The organism is Roseibium sp. HPY-6 (assembly GCF_040530035.1).
Taxonomy (GTDB): domain Bacteria; phylum Pseudomonadota; class Alphaproteobacteria; order Rhizobiales; family Stappiaceae; genus Roseibium.
This window is the reverse complement of the sequence record NZ_JBEWCD010000001.1, coordinates 1,359,889-1,374,142: the sequence shown is the minus strand read 5'-3', so window position 1 is coordinate 1,374,142 and position 14,254 is coordinate 1,359,889. Positions and strand designations below refer to the sequence as shown.

At 57.3% G+C, this 14,254-nt stretch carries 15 protein-coding genes; 6 read left to right on the top strand and 9 right to left on the bottom strand.

The genetic code is table 11. The features are described 5' to 3' along the window. Positions 1–36 precede the first annotated feature (36 nt). A complete protein-coding gene (locus ABVF61_RS06525; protein ID WP_353992710.1) occupies positions 37–1,401 on the bottom strand; it encodes an MFS transporter in 1,365 nt (454 codons plus the stop codon). After that, complete coding sequence (locus ABVF61_RS06520) at positions 1,398–1,985, bottom strand: chalcone isomerase family protein (protein ID WP_353992709.1); 588 nt, start codon at positions 1,983–1,985, stop codon at positions 1,398–1,400. Before ABVF61_RS06520 ends, ABVF61_RS06525 begins: the two co-directional genes overlap by 4 nt. Before the next feature lie 408 nt (positions 1,986–2,393). Between ABVF61_RS06520 and clpS the strand changes: the two genes are divergently transcribed. After that, on the top strand, positions 2,394–2,696 hold the full coding sequence (gene clpS / locus ABVF61_RS06515; RefSeq protein ID WP_353992708.1) for an ATP-dependent Clp protease adapter ClpS: 303 nt from the start codon (positions 2,394–2,396) through the stop codon (positions 2,694–2,696). 109 nt (positions 2,697–2,805) lie between these two features. Here the strand turns inward: clpS and ABVF61_RS06510 are convergent, their stop codons facing one another. From ABVF61_RS06510 to ABVF61_RS06500, 3 genes are all read right to left on the bottom strand, one after another. Continuing rightward, entirely contained in the window at positions 2,806–4,317 is a 1,512-nt protein-coding gene (locus tag ABVF61_RS06510; RefSeq protein ID WP_353992707.1) for a coiled-coil domain-containing protein, read from the bottom strand. A gap of 251 nt (positions 4,318–4,568) precedes the next feature. Continuing rightward, entirely contained in the window at positions 4,569–5,573 is a 1,005-nt protein-coding gene (locus ABVF61_RS06505; protein ID WP_353992706.1) for an agmatine deiminase family protein, read from the bottom strand. Between the two features lie 79 nt (positions 5,574–5,652). After that, entirely contained in the window at positions 5,653–6,852 is a 1,200-nt protein-coding gene (locus tag ABVF61_RS06500) for a DUF1176 domain-containing protein (RefSeq protein ID WP_353992705.1), read from the bottom strand. A gap of 181 nt (positions 6,853–7,033) precedes the next feature. Here ABVF61_RS06500 and ABVF61_RS06495 point away from each other — a divergent pair, with 181 nt between their 5' ends. After that, positions 7,034–8,344, top strand: a complete 1,311-nt coding sequence (locus ABVF61_RS06495; protein ID WP_353992704.1) for an adenylate/guanylate cyclase domain-containing protein — start codon at positions 7,034–7,036, stop codon at positions 8,342–8,344. A 153-nt stretch (positions 8,345–8,497) separates the two neighbouring features. Here ABVF61_RS06495 and ABVF61_RS06490 read toward each other — a convergent pair whose 3' ends face one another. Further along, positions 8,498–9,034 carry a dihydrofolate reductase family protein gene (locus ABVF61_RS06490; protein WP_353992703.1) on the bottom strand — a complete coding sequence of 179 codons (537 nt, stop codon included), beginning with the start codon at positions 9,032–9,034 and terminating at the stop codon, positions 8,498–8,500. A gap of 784 nt (positions 9,035–9,818) precedes the next feature. Here ABVF61_RS06490 and ABVF61_RS06485 point away from each other — a divergent pair. The 3 genes from ABVF61_RS06485 to ABVF61_RS06475 all read left to right on the top strand — a co-directional run bounded on the left by ABVF61_RS06485 (position 9,819) and on the right by ABVF61_RS06475 (position 11,082). Further along, entirely contained in the window at positions 9,819–10,340 is a 522-nt protein-coding gene (locus ABVF61_RS06485; RefSeq protein ID WP_353992702.1) for a hypothetical protein, read from the top strand. A gap of 83 nt (positions 10,341–10,423) precedes the next feature. Next, positions 10,424–10,918, top strand: a complete 495-nt coding sequence (locus ABVF61_RS06480; RefSeq protein WP_353992701.1) for a hypothetical protein — start codon at positions 10,424–10,426, stop codon at positions 10,916–10,918. A gap of 20 nt (positions 10,919–10,938) precedes the next feature. Next, positions 10,939–11,082, top strand: a complete 144-nt coding sequence (locus ABVF61_RS06475; RefSeq protein WP_353992700.1) for a hypothetical protein — start codon at positions 10,939–10,941, stop codon at positions 11,080–11,082. A gap of 274 nt (positions 11,083–11,356) precedes the next feature. On the opposite strand, the gene ABVF61_RS06470 is transcribed toward ABVF61_RS06475, so the two are convergent. Together ABVF61_RS06470 and ABVF61_RS06465 are read right to left on the bottom strand one after the other, a co-directional pair. Further along, positions 11,357–11,644, bottom strand: coding sequence for a GIY-YIG nuclease family protein (locus ABVF61_RS06470; RefSeq protein WP_353992699.1), 288 nt, complete (start codon positions 11,642–11,644; stop codon positions 11,357–11,359). A 438-nt stretch (positions 11,645–12,082) separates the two neighbouring features. Then, positions 12,083–12,370 (bottom strand): GIY-YIG nuclease family protein, encoded by a 288-nt coding sequence (locus ABVF61_RS06465; protein WP_353992698.1) that lies wholly within the window; start codon positions 12,368–12,370, stop codon positions 12,083–12,085. Between the two features lie 248 nt (positions 12,371–12,618). Between ABVF61_RS06465 and ABVF61_RS06460 the strand changes: the two genes are divergently transcribed. Beyond that, complete coding sequence (locus ABVF61_RS06460) at positions 12,619–13,830, top strand: MFS transporter (protein WP_353992697.1); 1,212 nt, start codon at positions 12,619–12,621, stop codon at positions 13,828–13,830. A gap of 27 nt (positions 13,831–13,857) precedes the next feature. On the opposite strand, the gene ABVF61_RS06455 is transcribed toward ABVF61_RS06460, so the two are convergent. Continuing rightward, positions 13,858–14,232: a VOC family protein gene (locus ABVF61_RS06455; protein WP_353992696.1), complete on the bottom strand. Its 375-nt coding sequence runs from the start codon at positions 14,230–14,232 to the stop codon at positions 13,858–13,860. Positions 14,233–14,254 lie beyond the last annotated feature (22 nt).

Below are 14,254 nucleotides of genomic sequence, written 5' to 3'. Positions count from 1 at the left end.
GGGCCGGCTGGGCAGGCATGTCGCCGACCATTCAATTCACGCAATGGCCCTTTGTGTTGCAAGGTCCTTTTCGAAAATGAGCAATCCACCCAGTGCGGCAAGCTTGAAGACGCACGGGAGCCCTGCATAGGTGATGCTTAGCACAAAATTCAATTCCGGTGTCATGGTAACGCTTGGCGAATATCCGAAGATGCCGAGCATCGGCAGGGCGAGACCGGTCGCGACCGCGAGCGCCGACTTTGACAGAAAGGCCATGATCGAGAACAGGCGAGACGCATCGTTCTGCCTATCGTCAGCTTCAATGTGATCAGCAAGAATGGCCGGCGGCAGCGCGAGGTCCGCTCCAAGTGCAAGACCGGAAAGGGCACAGACGACGCCGTAGGCAGCAAGATCGCCCTGCTGCAGCAAAGCGGCCCAGCAGAACGTGAAGATGGCTGCTGCCAGCGAGAATTGCCATGCGCGAATTTTCCCGAATTTCCGGGCAAGGGCGGTCCAGAGCGGCATGGAAAGCGCACCGGCGAGAAAATAAGTCAGCAAAAACAGGCCGGTATACGCCTCCGCGCCAAGACGGTCCCGAATGAAGAAAAGGACAAGGACGGCAGGTATAGCGCTCGCGAATGTGTTGAGAAACATCAGTGAGAAGAACAGCGCGCGCCACTTGTTGCGAAGAAGTGACAGCCACCCGTCCTGCCCGGATGTTTTCTCAGGAATGTCCAGCGGTGCGTCTTTCATCCAGCGTATCAGCAGCCAAAGGGCGATGCACAACACGGGCAGATACATGAGTGAAAGCCAGTGAAAAGCCTCTTGCGGGCCGACAATCTGCGTCAGAACAGGCGGCGTCACGGCCGCAACCAACAAACCGATCAGACCAATGGCCTCCCGGCTTGCGGTGACTTTGGTGCGTTGGGTCGTTGTTGTGCGCCACAAACCGCCCAAAGCCTGGAAATTGATCGATACGACGGAAAATCCGGTTGTGCAGATCAAAACGGAGGCTGCGAACCAAAGGACAGGATATGAAGCCTGCGGATGGAACAGCATCCAGAAGCCTGCACCCAATAAGACAACCCCGAAAATGAGGATCGCGGAACGTGCATGATGAAAACGGTCGCTGAGATCTCCGATCAACGGATCCTGGATCGCGTCAAAGAGACGGAGTGCCAATAGGACTGTCCCCAACGTCGCCAGGGGCAACTGCAGCGTTACCGCATAAAAGTCAGGTGCGTGCAGATAGATCGGCAGTCCGACAAATGACAGGGGGAAAGCCATCGCGCCATAGACCAGGAGGCTCGATGGCTTAATCTTTTGGTCCGTCGGTTCGTCGGTGATAGCGACAGAGCCATCTGGAGGGTGTTGTTCAACGCGCTCTGCCGCAATGTGTGCCGGTTGCTGGTTTCCCGTCACGCACCGGCCCCGACGAGTTTTGCTCTAAGGCCCGGGTTCCGGGTGTTGTTTCCAAGCCAGATCGCAAAGAAACGCTTGGTGAAGGCCGGATCGTTGATCGCACCGATCTTGCGGCCGCCATAGTAAAAGACAGTGTTGCCCTTCGCCGTACGAACGCCTGTAATCGATTGACCGGGTGAAACGTTCGGAAAGATCGACAGCATCTGTTTTTCCCAGGATGCCAACTTCGAAGCGGACGCTCCGCCCTGACGCTTGATTTCCTTGACGGTGCTTTCGGTGATGGCTTTGCCCTTGAAATTTCTAAGATAAGTGAGCTTAAGCGCAAACGGTCCCGACGCCTTGTAGGCGCCGTTGGGCGCATAGAGTTGTGCGTCGAACACCTTGAAACCCAGGTAGGTCATGCGGCCCTTGCCGACCAACTGGGCGGAGGGCACCGAACTCGCCGCAGGACCGATATCTGCGCGCGCGCTGACCGGTGCAAGGTGCGCAAAAGCAAGCACCAAGCAAAAAAGCGAAAGTGTAGGCCAGTTCAAGGCAATTGATTTGGTACGCGAAATCACGGGACAATCCTCCGGGTGGCTCATGCGTTAGCTGTCCTACGCAAAAGGGGGGAGGCCGGATTGCTTCGGACGTGGTCAATTTCTTCCTGCATCACCGCGCGCGGGAGTGCCTTGACGCGCAGAACAAGATGGTTCTGCTTAATTGCACCTCCATCATGTTTCCTTTGATATTGCGATGCATTATAATGCTAAGCTAGTAACAAGAACGGCAGACCGGGCAACGGTGCAAAGCCACCCGAGCGTGGAGAACGGTCTGAAATTCCGGGACAAACCCGGCTCAGCTTCCGCAATGTTGGCGCGTAACCCGGTGCACCGGGCGTAGTCGCCGTGTTCGGGTGCCGGGTGCACTGTCCGGAACCCAGGAGCTTTTGGAGTTCTATGAGATATGCGGCGCTCTCGGCCAGTTCCGGAGCGCAAGTTTGGATAAGTGTTATGAGCGATTCCGACCTGAAACCGAAATTGAAGCAAAAGACGAAAGTCCAGAAGCCGAAACTCTACAAGGTCATCCTGCTGAATGACGATTTCACACCACGTGAGTTTGTGGTCCTGATCCTGAAAGCGGAATTTCGCCTCGACCTTGCGCAGGCGGAAGTCGTCATGATGACCGCGCACCAGAAAGGTGCATGCGTCGTATCGGTCTATCCGAAGGACGTCGCGGAGACCAAGGCAACGCGGGCGATCGATGCCGCGAGCCAGTTGGGCTACCCGCTGCAATTCACAGTCGAGCCGGAGTAAAAGAGGCGCGGCGGCAACGCTACCGGACAAAGTACTTTGCAGCAGATTTCAAAAAAAACCGGGTCGCAGTGCGGCCCGGCTTTTTTTGTTTTTTGGTTCTGTCGAACAGTTAGTCGCGCAGCTTGACGATCTTGTCGTCGCCGCCGCCGCCGGGCGTATCATCGTCCGGGCCATCTGCATCCATCGATGAAGCCTCAGTGTCCGGACCTCCTGATCCGTCCATGTCCTTGGCGAGAAGGTCTTTTTCAAGAGGCTCGGTGATCCCGAGTTCTACCGCTGGATCGTAAGATTCGGTCAGTCCCAACTCTTCTGCCGGGCCCTTGCCTTCGACAGCCATCTGGTAGTTGGCAATGACCGATTTCAGCTGAACGATCTGATCATTGGCCGTGTCGACCTGTATCTTGTATCGCTGCAGCCGTTTGTTCTCCTCAACCAGGTCTTCCAGATTGTCAGCGAACTTCTGGTTCTGGTTGCGCTGATGATTGAGGTCGGTCAGCGCGGAATTGTACCGCAGGTTCACTTCACGAAGCTTGGCGGTCGTTGCCATCAGCTCGTTGCGGTCCTTCTCGTGGTTCTTCTGTGCGCTATCAAGAAGATGTTCGATTTCCTGCATGCGTTTCAGAACGTCACGGCTGCGTTCTTTCAGTGTCGAGTTCTCGCGCGCCATTTCCTGAAGCGATTGCGCGCCGATACGGCGCTGCGACGACAGGTTCTCGATTTCCGCGTTGAGCGCATAAACCTCATTGTCGTGCTTGCGCTGCTCTTCTTCCAGCCTGGACTTTGCGTAGACCAGTTCCTGATTGGCGACATCCAGGTGCGACTTCAGGTCGATGTTGTCGTTCCGGAATTCGATGAGTTCTCGCTTGGCTGATTCCAGCTCACTGCTGGTCTGGTTGTTCTTGCGGATCTCGTCTTCCAGAAGCTTGGCGCTTTCGGCCAGGTTCTGCTGAAGTTCCTTTTCGCGGTGCTTGACCGCTTCCAGGTCCTCTTTCAATCCTTCCGCATGCCGTTCAAGCGTTTCGTGCTTGGCGGACAGGTCATTGAACTTGCCGGTGAGTTCCGCGATCTGAGAATTGGCTTCCACGAGCTTGGAACTCTGGAGTCGGTATTCCTCGTTCACTTTCTTGTTGTTGTCGCGGATCGACACGATGTCATTGCGGGCGGTCTCGAGCGCCGTGCGCGTTTCCGTTGCGCGCTTGCGCAGTGAATGGACTTCCGCTTGGGCGTCTTCCAGCTGGGTCGTCAGGGATCTGACTTTGTGTTCCGCGTCCAGCAAATCGGTTGAGATTTTCGCATTTTCCGACTTGAGCCGGACCTCCGTCTCAACGGAGTGACGCGAAGCTTCGACATATTCGGACATCATCCGGATGCTGGTCTGGCTTTCCGACGCGAAGGCAGCCATCTGCTCAAACATCTGGTTCAGGCCACCAACGCGTGACTTGAGACCATCCAGATGGTTCATTTTTTCCTGCATCTTGAGCGCGAAGGGGGAGAGTTTTTCAACGTTTCCTGTTGACCCCGGCGCGTCGAGTGCCTCTTGCGCGCCGTCTGACTCAGTCCTTGTCTCGGTCCGCTGCTCCTGGTCGCTTCCCGGGCGCGGGGACTTCGAGAAAATGCCCATTCCTGTCTCCTGAATTTCTCGCCGGCGCCGCTCCGGCGAAATCTGCTCGATCTTAACCCTTTATTAACCCAACTATCTCGGGCGTTTCAACGACTCACACAGATCGACAAACAGAATATATCGGGATTTGTTACCCCAAAAAGCGAAATGTCCCCAGTTGATGAGCGGGTTTAAACCTATGGTTAATAAATCAGCGGGCGTCGGTTGTGTTTTACATGTGTTTCATCGTCAATTCTGCCGACTACGCACTTTCACCGGCGGCTTTGCACATCCGGCTGATCGTTCGTGACGCAATGGATGCCGCCGCCGGCGTCGGCAATCGCCCAGGCATCGATCAGATAAATCTTGCGGTCTGGAAAATAGGCCTTCAAACGGGCCTTCAGATCGCGGTCAAGCGCCGCGTCCAGCTCGCTCATGGCAACAACATACCCATCGCCTAACAGCCAGTTCACATCGCCCGGATACCATTCCACCTTGAAGCCGGCCGTGCTGAGATCGTCGGCCAGACGCAATTCGCTGTCCTCGCCCGTATCGGCGATCACAACTGTCGTTGCGTTGATAAACCGTGCTGCACCGTCGATATGTCCCGTCGTCAGGTCTTCGGGATCATGGCCATAGGACCAGATGATCGTGTGCAGTCCGAGGGCGTCTTTCAGAATGCCTTCATGTTCAGCCTTCGAAAGGCCGGGATTGCGCTGATCCTGACAATCCCAGTTCAGCATGGCGATACCCGCGCCGTTGACTTCCAGATTGCCTTTTTCCAGGACGTAGCCGGAATGGTCTTCCAACTCCATGTCGAGCAGCCCGGCAACGTGCCCGGGCACCTTGTCGTCACGGCGGTAGTCCGCTCCGGTCGTTCCGTCCCAGCCGGTGAAGTCCCAGTTCTGGATCAGGACTGTGGTGCCGTTCGTCAGGTAAATCGGGCCGTTGTCGCGCATCCAGGCATTGTCGACCGGTACCTGGTGCCAGGTGATGTTTGTATCCGAGACACCACGCTTCGCCAGGAAAGCTTTCGCTGCCTCCTGTTCCCTGGCAGTGCTGGTGAGGAGATGGAGGTTCTCATGTTTTTGAACGGAGCGAATGATATCGGCGAAGGCAGGTCTGAGCGCGGCCTCGTATTTCCCCGGCCATTGCATCCATATTGCCGCTTGCGGCTCCCATTCCGCTGGCACCCTGAAATCTGCGGCAATGCTCATCGAAGATGCCAGCAGACCGGCGAAAAAAATGCCGAGCAAGTGCAATCTGGTCGCTGCCATGCGTTTTTCTCACTCTGTGTTAGACCGCGCCGGACCCGGCCTGAAAGGGGTTCCGGCATCCTCTTTCGCCAGCGCCCTGTCAACCGCCCATCTCGTCGATTGTCCAACTGAGGGGCCAGCCTTCCGGGGGCCCGAAGACGCCGTCGCAGTTCGATTTTTCAAGGTATTCGACAAGCTCATAATCGCCGCTCTCCGCCATGACTTCGTGGCGTTCATATGCACCGCAGTCGAAATTCGGAGAATAGTAGGTCGTTCCCGTCACCTGACCGGTGTCCGGATCGAAGAAAAGGTTGTTGACCAGTGCGTGATTGGGCTGATTGAAGTCCGGTGGCGTCTCGAATTCCTTCCACTCGTCAAGAGACGGATTGAACGGGATGTGGATCGCCATGAAATAGGGCACGTTGGCGTCCGCAACGGTGCAGGGAACGATCCAGGTTTCGACGTCACCTTCCGCATAGAACTGCGCCCCATAAGCGGGCAGGGTTTCCGTCAGCTGGCAGTTCAGAGTTCGATAACCCATCATCTGAACGCTTTCCGGCAGTTCGTCGACGGTATAAACCAGCCCTCTAGGCCCCGATGATGCGTCCTGAGAGGGCATGACCGGCGGGGGCAGATCATCCACCGGAGGTGAGGCAGTTGCCGTGGTATCACGCTGCGGCGCTGGCACAGCGCTTGATGTGTCCTTCGATGCAGGTGCGGACTTGGCGGTGGCTGGCGCAATGGCGACGGTTCCGTCCGCTGGCAGTCCGCCCCAGGCAACCACCGCGTCCAGGCGCCCGATGCGGTCCTGTTCCTCGTCCATCTTCAAGAGCGCATGGGTCAGACCGGACAGTTTGACCCAATAGGTGAGCGTACCTGTCGAGCCGCCGTAGTCGATCTGGATACGGGCGTCTTCTCCAAGGCGCAGCTTTTCGATGAGTTCCCGGTCAGCATCACCGCCAAAGGTCATCTCGTTGCCGGTATAGACTTTCGAAGCCGTGCCGAAATATCCGTAGTTCTCTTCTTCCAGGCTTTCGATCTCGATCCGGGCGCGCATTCCGACCTCAAGCACCGTCGTCGGACGGAGCGTGACGAAGACATCACCGCCGGGTTTGGCACCCCGTTCGACTTTCAGTCTGAAAGCCTCGTCATTGGAACTTTCGCCTTCGGTTTCGGCAATGCAGTAGTTGTTTTCGTCGCAGCGGATCGACCAGTCGCCATAGGTGGTTCGAGCCAGTTCGGCGGTGGCGGGTCCACCAAGTGCAATTGAGATGAACGCGGTTAGCAGCAGTTTCTTCACGAAGTTCCCCCCAAGGTGCCGAAGCGAGTCGTTGTACCCATCCGGCCACTTGACAGCATGGCGCCGGAATTGCCGCTGTCAAATGAGATTTCCGCCCTGGGCGAGAAGAATTCGGGACGCAGCAACGCCCGGGACCTATATGCTGTTCCTGACCTGATGCCGTGATCCTGGACCTTTGCGTTTGAGCCTGACCGCCACCACCTTGACTGACGGAAAAACAACAGAAGACGCGGACCGGCTCGCCCAGGCCGAGCGCCAGGGGCTACGCCTTGCGATCATCTGCCGGACGGTGGCCGTCGGAGCGGCTTTTCTGTGGGTTGGCGGGACCTGGGCATTCTCGGGCTTTTACCCGAACCCCTGGATCTTTGTCGGGCTCGGCGCTTTCACCGCGATCGGTATCGTCCATGCGAGCGTTATCGGCACGCGGTTTGACCGCTGGTGGATGAAATACGCGATCTATCTTGTCGACGCGACCGGCATCTGCATGACGTTTGCATTCTTCCCGATCAGCAGTAGCGGTGACGTTCCCCAGATCCTGGCCTTCCGCGCTTATGGTATCTACTACCTCTTCCCCCTGGTGGCGATGGCAACGCTGTCTCTGTCGCCGCGTCTGGTCCTGTGGACGGGAACCGCGGTGGTCGTGGGGTGGTGGGCGGCCTTTCTGATCGTTGTATCCGGTATGGAACGCACGCTTTCCTGGGGCGACCTTACTCCGGGAGCCGGGTTCGACGCCTATGTCGGAGTGTTCCTGTCGCCCGACTTTGTCGGACGTGGCAACCGGGTGGAAGAAACCGGTTTTTTGTTCATCGCGACCGCCATCCTGGCGCTTGCGGTCGTCCGGGCGCGGCGTGTGTTCCGCGCTCAGGTGAAAGCGCAGGCAGAACGCGAACGGGTGGCGGCAACGCTCGGACGTTACGTGCCGGAGGCGATCGCCAAACGCCTGATTGATGATCCGTCAGCGTTGGCGCCGCAGGAACGTCACGCCGCCATTCTGGTGATGGATATTGCGGGTTTCACCGCCTATTCCACGAGCCGGTCCCCGACCGAAGTGATCGAACAGCTCAACGGATTCCTGGCTGGCTGCGCCGACGTCATCGCCCGGCACGACGGCGTTGTCATTCAGTTTACCGGAGACGGGCTGATGGCGTCTTTCGGCACACCCATAGACAGCACTGCACCCGAGCAGGCTGCGATCGCCGCCAGTCGAGGCCTCCTCAGCGTGGCGGAGAGGACAGACTTTTCGATCCGTATCGGCCTTGCCGCCGGTACGGTCGCCTCGGGCAGCATCGGCTCATCCAACCGACAGGCCTTCACGGTTTACGGCGACACAGTCAACCGTGCGGCCCGGCTTGAGGCCCATGGCAAAGTGCTCGGTAAGGCAGTGCTGTTGGATGAGGCGGTGGCCGCACACACAGGTTGGGATACGGAAAGGTTCAGCGCTCAGGAGCTGAGAGGCATTACCGGCAAAGTGGAAGTATTTGCGCTTGCTTGAGCAAATCCGCCCGGTGCCGCCCCGGTCCTGGACCGGGGTTTGACCAGCTGTTTGAAACACTTTCCATGTTGGTTCTGAACGCCTGCGTAGTCTCTGCCAATGCACCTTCATTGGACGAGCTAATTCGCGCGACGATCAGTGACCGAAAGGCTGTCAGCCCGGCCTGATCTCATAGTCCTCCAGCACATGACCGGAGTCATATCGCTTCGTCCCGGTGCAGAGGAAGCTGGATCGGCTTTCCTTGTCTGCGAACAGCCGGACGCCGCCGCCGATGACCACCGGCGATCTTTTGAGACGGAGGCGGTCGATAAGGCCCAATTCCAGCACGGCTCCTGCGAACGATCCGCCGCCGCAAAGATAGACCGGACCTTCGGATGTCTCCTTCACCGTTTTGAGGCTTTCTGGCGTCAGCACGCTTTCAATTTCGATTTCGGCGTCTTCCGGGCATTGCAGTGACTTGGAAAAGACGATTGTTCGCATGTGCTTATAGGGATTTTGGCCCGGTTTCAGACCAAACCGGTATCCGAATTCATATGTCGCGCGCCCCATGATGGCCGTAGTGTAGTCTCCCAGGCGGGCAAAGTAGTCGTCGACCACCTCTCCCTCGTGCGCAAATTTGGATATTTCGCCGCCAGGGCCCGAGATAAACCCGTCCAGCGACACGGCAACGTCGTAGATGATTGGATGCATAAGATGTGCTCCGCATGTAAGTACCCAATGCCCGGCAGGGCGATTTCATAAATGGCACTTACTTGATCATTGACGGAGCACTCCCGTGTTGAGCGGGACCCTAAACCAGCGAAGGTTTTGCGTCAATTGAGTGCGAAGGACGTCCGCAATGGCGTGTCCGAGCGCGCAGCGACTAACCGCACGCCGCTGCTTCCTCCGACGTTTGGTTTGCTCCCGATCCAGTGATCGCGCCGGCTTTGAGCCGGGGCCTTTCAGAGGTGAACCAAAGAGGTCCCGGATCAGGTCCGGGACGGCGCATCGGTTGCGGCAACGTAGTCACGCCACAAATGTTGCCGCTCCGGCCTTGAGCCGGGGCCTGCCGGCGGCAAACCAGAGAGGTGCCGGATCGAGTCCGGAACGGCCTATTGGTTTGGTACCGACTGTTGCCACTCCCGAACGGTGCAAGGAGCGTATCCTTCGGCTCGCGGCTTGTGCAGCTCCTCAGGAAGAGGCTTTGAATGCGGGGTCTCCGTTTTGAGGTTTCAAACACACGGCCCTCATGCTGAGGAGGACCGTCAGGTCCATCTCGAAGGATCGGTCATTTAGACCCGCATTTTCGATCAAGCCCTTATCCGTCTCCGATTTGTTTGGTGATTGTGCTGCGTTTGTATTTGAGGCGTGTGCAGCTGTTCTTGGTACTGAGAGGACTTTTGGCTTTCAGATTGACAATTTGACCAATGCTTTTCACCCAAAGTTTATCTTCTCAAAGTATTTCAATCCCAGATTGAAATGTCTGGAGTAACCTATGTCTCTCAAAAATTATTTTGCGATTGGTTTTATGGGTGTGATCGTCTGGATTGCATTTGGCGTTTACGAAAAAAGGCACGCTGAAATTGCCCAGGTTATCGAAGAGCATAATCTCGATGAGGTTCAACTTGCCGCCTACAAGGCCTGCGACAGTCAGATGTCCGGCAAACAGCTCAATCCGAAGAACCCGAATATCAAAGTTTTCAACGGGTCTGTGCCGATTTCGATCTGTGCCTGTCAGGCAAAGGAAATGGTCAAGGTCATGCTGCCGGGGAAATACTCGAGCCACAGGCGCATTGTTAAGTCGATCACCAACGGCGAAAAAGATACGCCCACGGAACTGATTGAAACCCAGGTGGTTGCCCGCTATTCGCCTTCGGTCGCTTTTACAAAGCTGCAGCGATCACTTCTGGGTTGTATTTCCGACTATCGTGTTGAGCGAGAGGCGCAGCAGCGGGAGACCATCCGGAAAATCTGTAACTCTCCCGATTCACGTGACACCCATCTGTGCCGGTCTTGAGATTTGGGCCAACTGCTTTGCTAATGCACGTGGCCCTACGTAGATCGCTTCATTCGGTTTCTGATTGAGTTTTGGAGAAAGTCATGCCGCTCAAGGGTTATTTTGCTTTGGGCTTTGTCGGAGTGATCCTCTGGTTGGCCTTTGGCGTTCATCAGGACAGGCAGGCCGAAATCGCCAGGATCATGACGGATCATGATCTTGATGAGGCACAATTCGCCGCTTACACGGCCTGCGATGAACATGTCTCGGGCATGCGCCTCAAGATCACTGACAAGTCCGTGCCTGTTTCCATTTGCGCCTGTCAGGCAAAGGCGATGACAACAGTCATGCTGCCCGGGAAGTATTCGAGCCACCAACGGGTCGTGACGTCGATGACCGACGGCGAGGAGAAGAGCGTTCCTTTTGAACTGAAGGGCGCGCACCTTCGCGCCGGTTACTCGCCGGCATCAGGCTTCAAGAAGCTGTACCTGTCGCTTTCGGCGTGCATTTCCGACTACCGGGAAGACGCCCACGCGCTGCAGAACCGGCAAACCTGCGACGCGCCAAGTGCACGAGATGTGAATCTCTGTCACTCGTGAGAGGAGGGATTGTCGGGCATGTGTCTATTTTCATTGGGTTTTTTCAGGTAACTCTTCGCCTTTTTGCACTCAAGACCTCTCTTGTTGCCGTCCCGGCCTTGAGCCTAGGCCTGATCGCTGGTTTGAAAGACGTGTCGGATCTGATCGTGCGTAACAATGGCTGATGGTTGAAAGAGGTCGTGCATCCATCAAATTTGTGTTCGACGCTTCAATCATTGCTCTGGAAGTGAGTGGATCCCCGATCAAGTCGGGGATGACAAACGTGCTTGGGGCAAGAAGGCGGCCACAAATCTTGCCGCCCCGGCCTTGAGCCGGGGCCTACTGGCGGCGAACCAAAGAGGTCCGGGACAGCACAGTTTGGGGCAGGGCATTGAAATCTATACTCAAGGTCATCCCCGACTTGATCGGGGATCCAATCCACCTGCCCGCAAATTCAAATCAACGGTTGAGATCTTCATAGAGATCCCGCCACTCCGGATTAAACTTCTCAATTGTCTGCACGTTCCATTCTCTTGGCCAGCGTTTGAGACGCTTCTCGCGGGCGATGGCTGTATCCGGAGTGTCGAAGGTTTCGTAGTAAACCAAGCGGGTCACACCATAGCGCCGGGTAAACGCACTACCAGTTTTTTCCCGATGTTCATGCACCCGTCTTGCCAGGTCATTGGTGACACCCGTGTAGAGGGTCCCGTGCTGGCGGCTGGCGAGGATGTAGACGAAAAACGCCATACCCGGTTGTTGCGTGGATTGGATCCCCGATCAAGTCGGGGATGACAAACGTGCCTGGGTAACGCAGTCTCCCCACAAATGTCGCTGCCCCGGTCTCGAGCTGGGGCCTGCCGGAGGGGAGCGAGAGAGGTCCCGGATCGAGTCCGGGACGGCACGTTTTGAAGCAACGCAGTCTCCCCACAAATGTTGCCGACCCGGCCTTAAGCCGGGGCCAATCAGCGGCGAACGAGAAAGTTCCCGGATCGAGTCCGGGACGGCACGTTTTGAAGCAACGCAGTTTCCCCACAAATGTTGCCGCCCCGGCCTTGAGCCGGGGCCTACTGGCGGCGAACCAAAGAGGTTCGGGACAGCGCGCTTTTGGGGCAGGGCATTGAAATCTATACTCAAGGTCATACCCGACTTGATCGGGGATCCATTCCACCTGCCCGCAAATTCAAATCAGCGGTTCAGGTCTTCATAGAGATCCCGCCACTCCGGATTAAACTTCTCAATTGTCTGCACCTTCCATTCCCTTGGCCAGCGTTTGAGACGCTTCTCGCGGGCGATGGCTGTATCCGGAGTGTCGAAAGTTTCGTAGTAAACCAAGCGGGTGACACCGTAGCGCCGGGTAAACGCGCTACCAGTTTTTTCCCGATGTTCATGCACCCGTCTCGCCAGGTCATTGGTCACGCCGGTGTAAAGGGTCCCGCGCTGGCGGCTGGCGAGGATGTAGACGAAAAACGCCATACCCGGTTGTTGCGTGGATTGGATCCCCGATCAAGTCGGGGATGACTAACAATGCTTGAGGTATCAAGGTGGCCAAAAATGTTGCCGCCCTCTCTTGAGCCGGGGCCTGTCGGTGGCGAACGAGAGACGTCCCGGATCAGGTCCTGGACGGCGCAAGAGCAAAGGTCTGGAACTCATGCGCTCGCGTTTCGGGTCGTTCAGAAACAGCTGTGTTCCTATTGTGCCGGGCAAACTTAAGGAGTTTGCCTTTGTCCACCATTCACCGCCTGACAGGTGCCGCCTACGGGATGCACTTTGCTGATCAGATTGCGCTCGTTTCCGTTCCGCTCGTCGCTGTCCTGGCCTTTGGGGCATCTCCTGAAGTCATAGGCATTCTCGTCGCCTGCCAGTCGGCGGCTCATCTGATCGGCTCGATTCCATTCGGCATTCTTATCGACCGGAAACAATTGCGGACCCTTGCCATCGCGTCGGCTGCAATGTCCGTGGCAGGTTTCGGTGGCGCTGTCGCAAGCATTTTCCTCGGGACCGTTTTCTGGTTTGGCGCTGCGATCACGTTCGCCGGATTTGGTGTGGTTCTGTTTGGCCTGACGGCGCTTTCCATGGTGCCCAGAGCGGTCGGTCCTCAGCATTTGGCCCGGGCAAACGCCAGCATCGAAATTCCCCGTGCGATCAGCTCATTCGCCGTCCCGCTGGCCGTGGGCCTCGCCATCGGCCAAGCGCCCGCCGCGTTGATATTCGCTGTTGCCTGCGCCGCGTCAGGTGTTGCCGTGATGGCTTCGGTTTCCCTCCCGAAATTCGACATCGTGCAAAAGCCGGCGTCAAGAGTTCTCCCGCAGATCCTGGAGGGTGCCCGGTATGTTGTCCGGCATCCACTGCTGCTGCCCATCTCGCTTTGCGCGGTCTTCTGGAATCTCGCGTTTGCGGCGCTGCTGGTCATTATGGTCCCCGTGATTAAGGAGATCTATCGCCTTAGTGCCGGGACATTCGGCATCTGTCTCGCCGCATTCGGATTGGCTGCCATTTTGGGGAGCTGGCTGGCGGGCCGTTTTTCCAATCGGATCTCGCCTTCTGTCATCCTGCTGTTCGGACCGGGGAGTTCTGTGCTTGCGGCCTGCGGTCTGCTTGCGATCCAGCCCGAGACCGGAGAATTCTGGCTTTACGCCACCTTTTTTCTGCTTGGCTTCGGGCCGTCGATGTGGCTCGTCGTCCAGAACTCGGTTCGTCAGCTTGTCACGCCACCTGCGATGCTCGGGCGGGTGAATGCGGTCATCCAAACGGCCATCTATGGGATAAGGCCCTTGGGCGCGCTTCTGGGAGGTCTCGTCGCGGGTTCTGCCGGTCCGCAGGCCGGGCTTGCTTTCGTGGCGATCGCCTATCTTGCGTCATTTGCCGTTTCGGTCTTCAGCGATCTCCGGTCGGTCACCAGCTTCGGGTCCCTTGGGTTGCCCGCGAGCGACTAAGCCGACCGTTAAAGAAAACGCTGTTTGTCAGTCTTCCTGCGTGGAGATCCACCAGACGATGCCGTTCGGGTCGGCGATCCCGCCGCGATAGTCGCCATCGCCGGAGCGGCTCATCGCCTGGATGATCTGACCACCCGCCTCAACGGCCCTTGCAAACGCGGCGTCGGCATCCGCGACATAGACATGCACATGAGCAGCGACGGTTTCCGGCATTTCGCCCAGCATGATGACGGTATCATCGAGACGCGCCTCGGCATGCTTGATCCCGGCGCCGCCTTCCCGGGTGTGAATGCGCAGCCGGGTGGCCGAGAAGGCATGCTCCAGAAACCGAAGCGTCGCCTCGGCGTCGCGCACGATCAGGTAAGGGCTGGCGGACGTATAGCCGTCGGGTTTCCAGGACATGAGAAGAGAGTAACACGCTGTG

Excerpts from the sequence above, each read along its gene's own strand:
- ABVF61_RS06505 (WP_353992706.1), bottom strand. The coding sequence starts at position 5,573 with ATGGCAGCGACCAGATTGCACTTGCTCGGCATTTTTTTCGCCGGTCTG.
- ABVF61_RS06455 (WP_353992696.1), bottom strand. The coding sequence starts at position 14,232 with ATGTCCTGGAAACCCGACGGCTATACGTCCGCCAGCCCTTACCTGATC.
- ABVF61_RS06485 (WP_353992702.1), top strand. The coding sequence starts at position 9,819 with ATGTCTCTCAAAAATTATTTTGCGATTGGTTTTATGGGTGTGATCGTC.
- ABVF61_RS06470 (WP_353992699.1), bottom strand. The coding sequence starts at position 11,644 with ATGGCGTTTTTCGTCTACATCCTCGCCAGCCGCCAGCACGGGACCCTC.
- ABVF61_RS06520 (WP_353992709.1), bottom strand. The coding sequence starts at position 1,985 with ATGAGCCACCCGGAGGATTGTCCCGTGATTTCGCGTACCAAATCAATT.
- ABVF61_RS06465 (WP_353992698.1), bottom strand. The coding sequence starts at position 12,370 with ATGGCGTTTTTCGTCTACATCCTCGCCAGCCGCCAGCGCGGGACCCTT.
- clpS (WP_353992708.1), top strand. The coding sequence starts at position 2,394 with ATGAGCGATTCCGACCTGAAACCGAAATTGAAGCAAAAGACGAAAGTC.
- ABVF61_RS06480 (WP_353992701.1), top strand. The coding sequence starts at position 10,424 with ATGCCGCTCAAGGGTTATTTTGCTTTGGGCTTTGTCGGAGTGATCCTC.
- ABVF61_RS06490 (WP_353992703.1), bottom strand. The coding sequence starts at position 9,034 with ATGCATCCAATCATCTACGACGTTGCCGTGTCGCTGGACGGGTTTATC.
- ABVF61_RS06510 (WP_353992707.1), bottom strand. The coding sequence starts at position 4,317 with ATGGGCATTTTCTCGAAGTCCCCGCGCCCGGGAAGCGACCAGGAGCAG.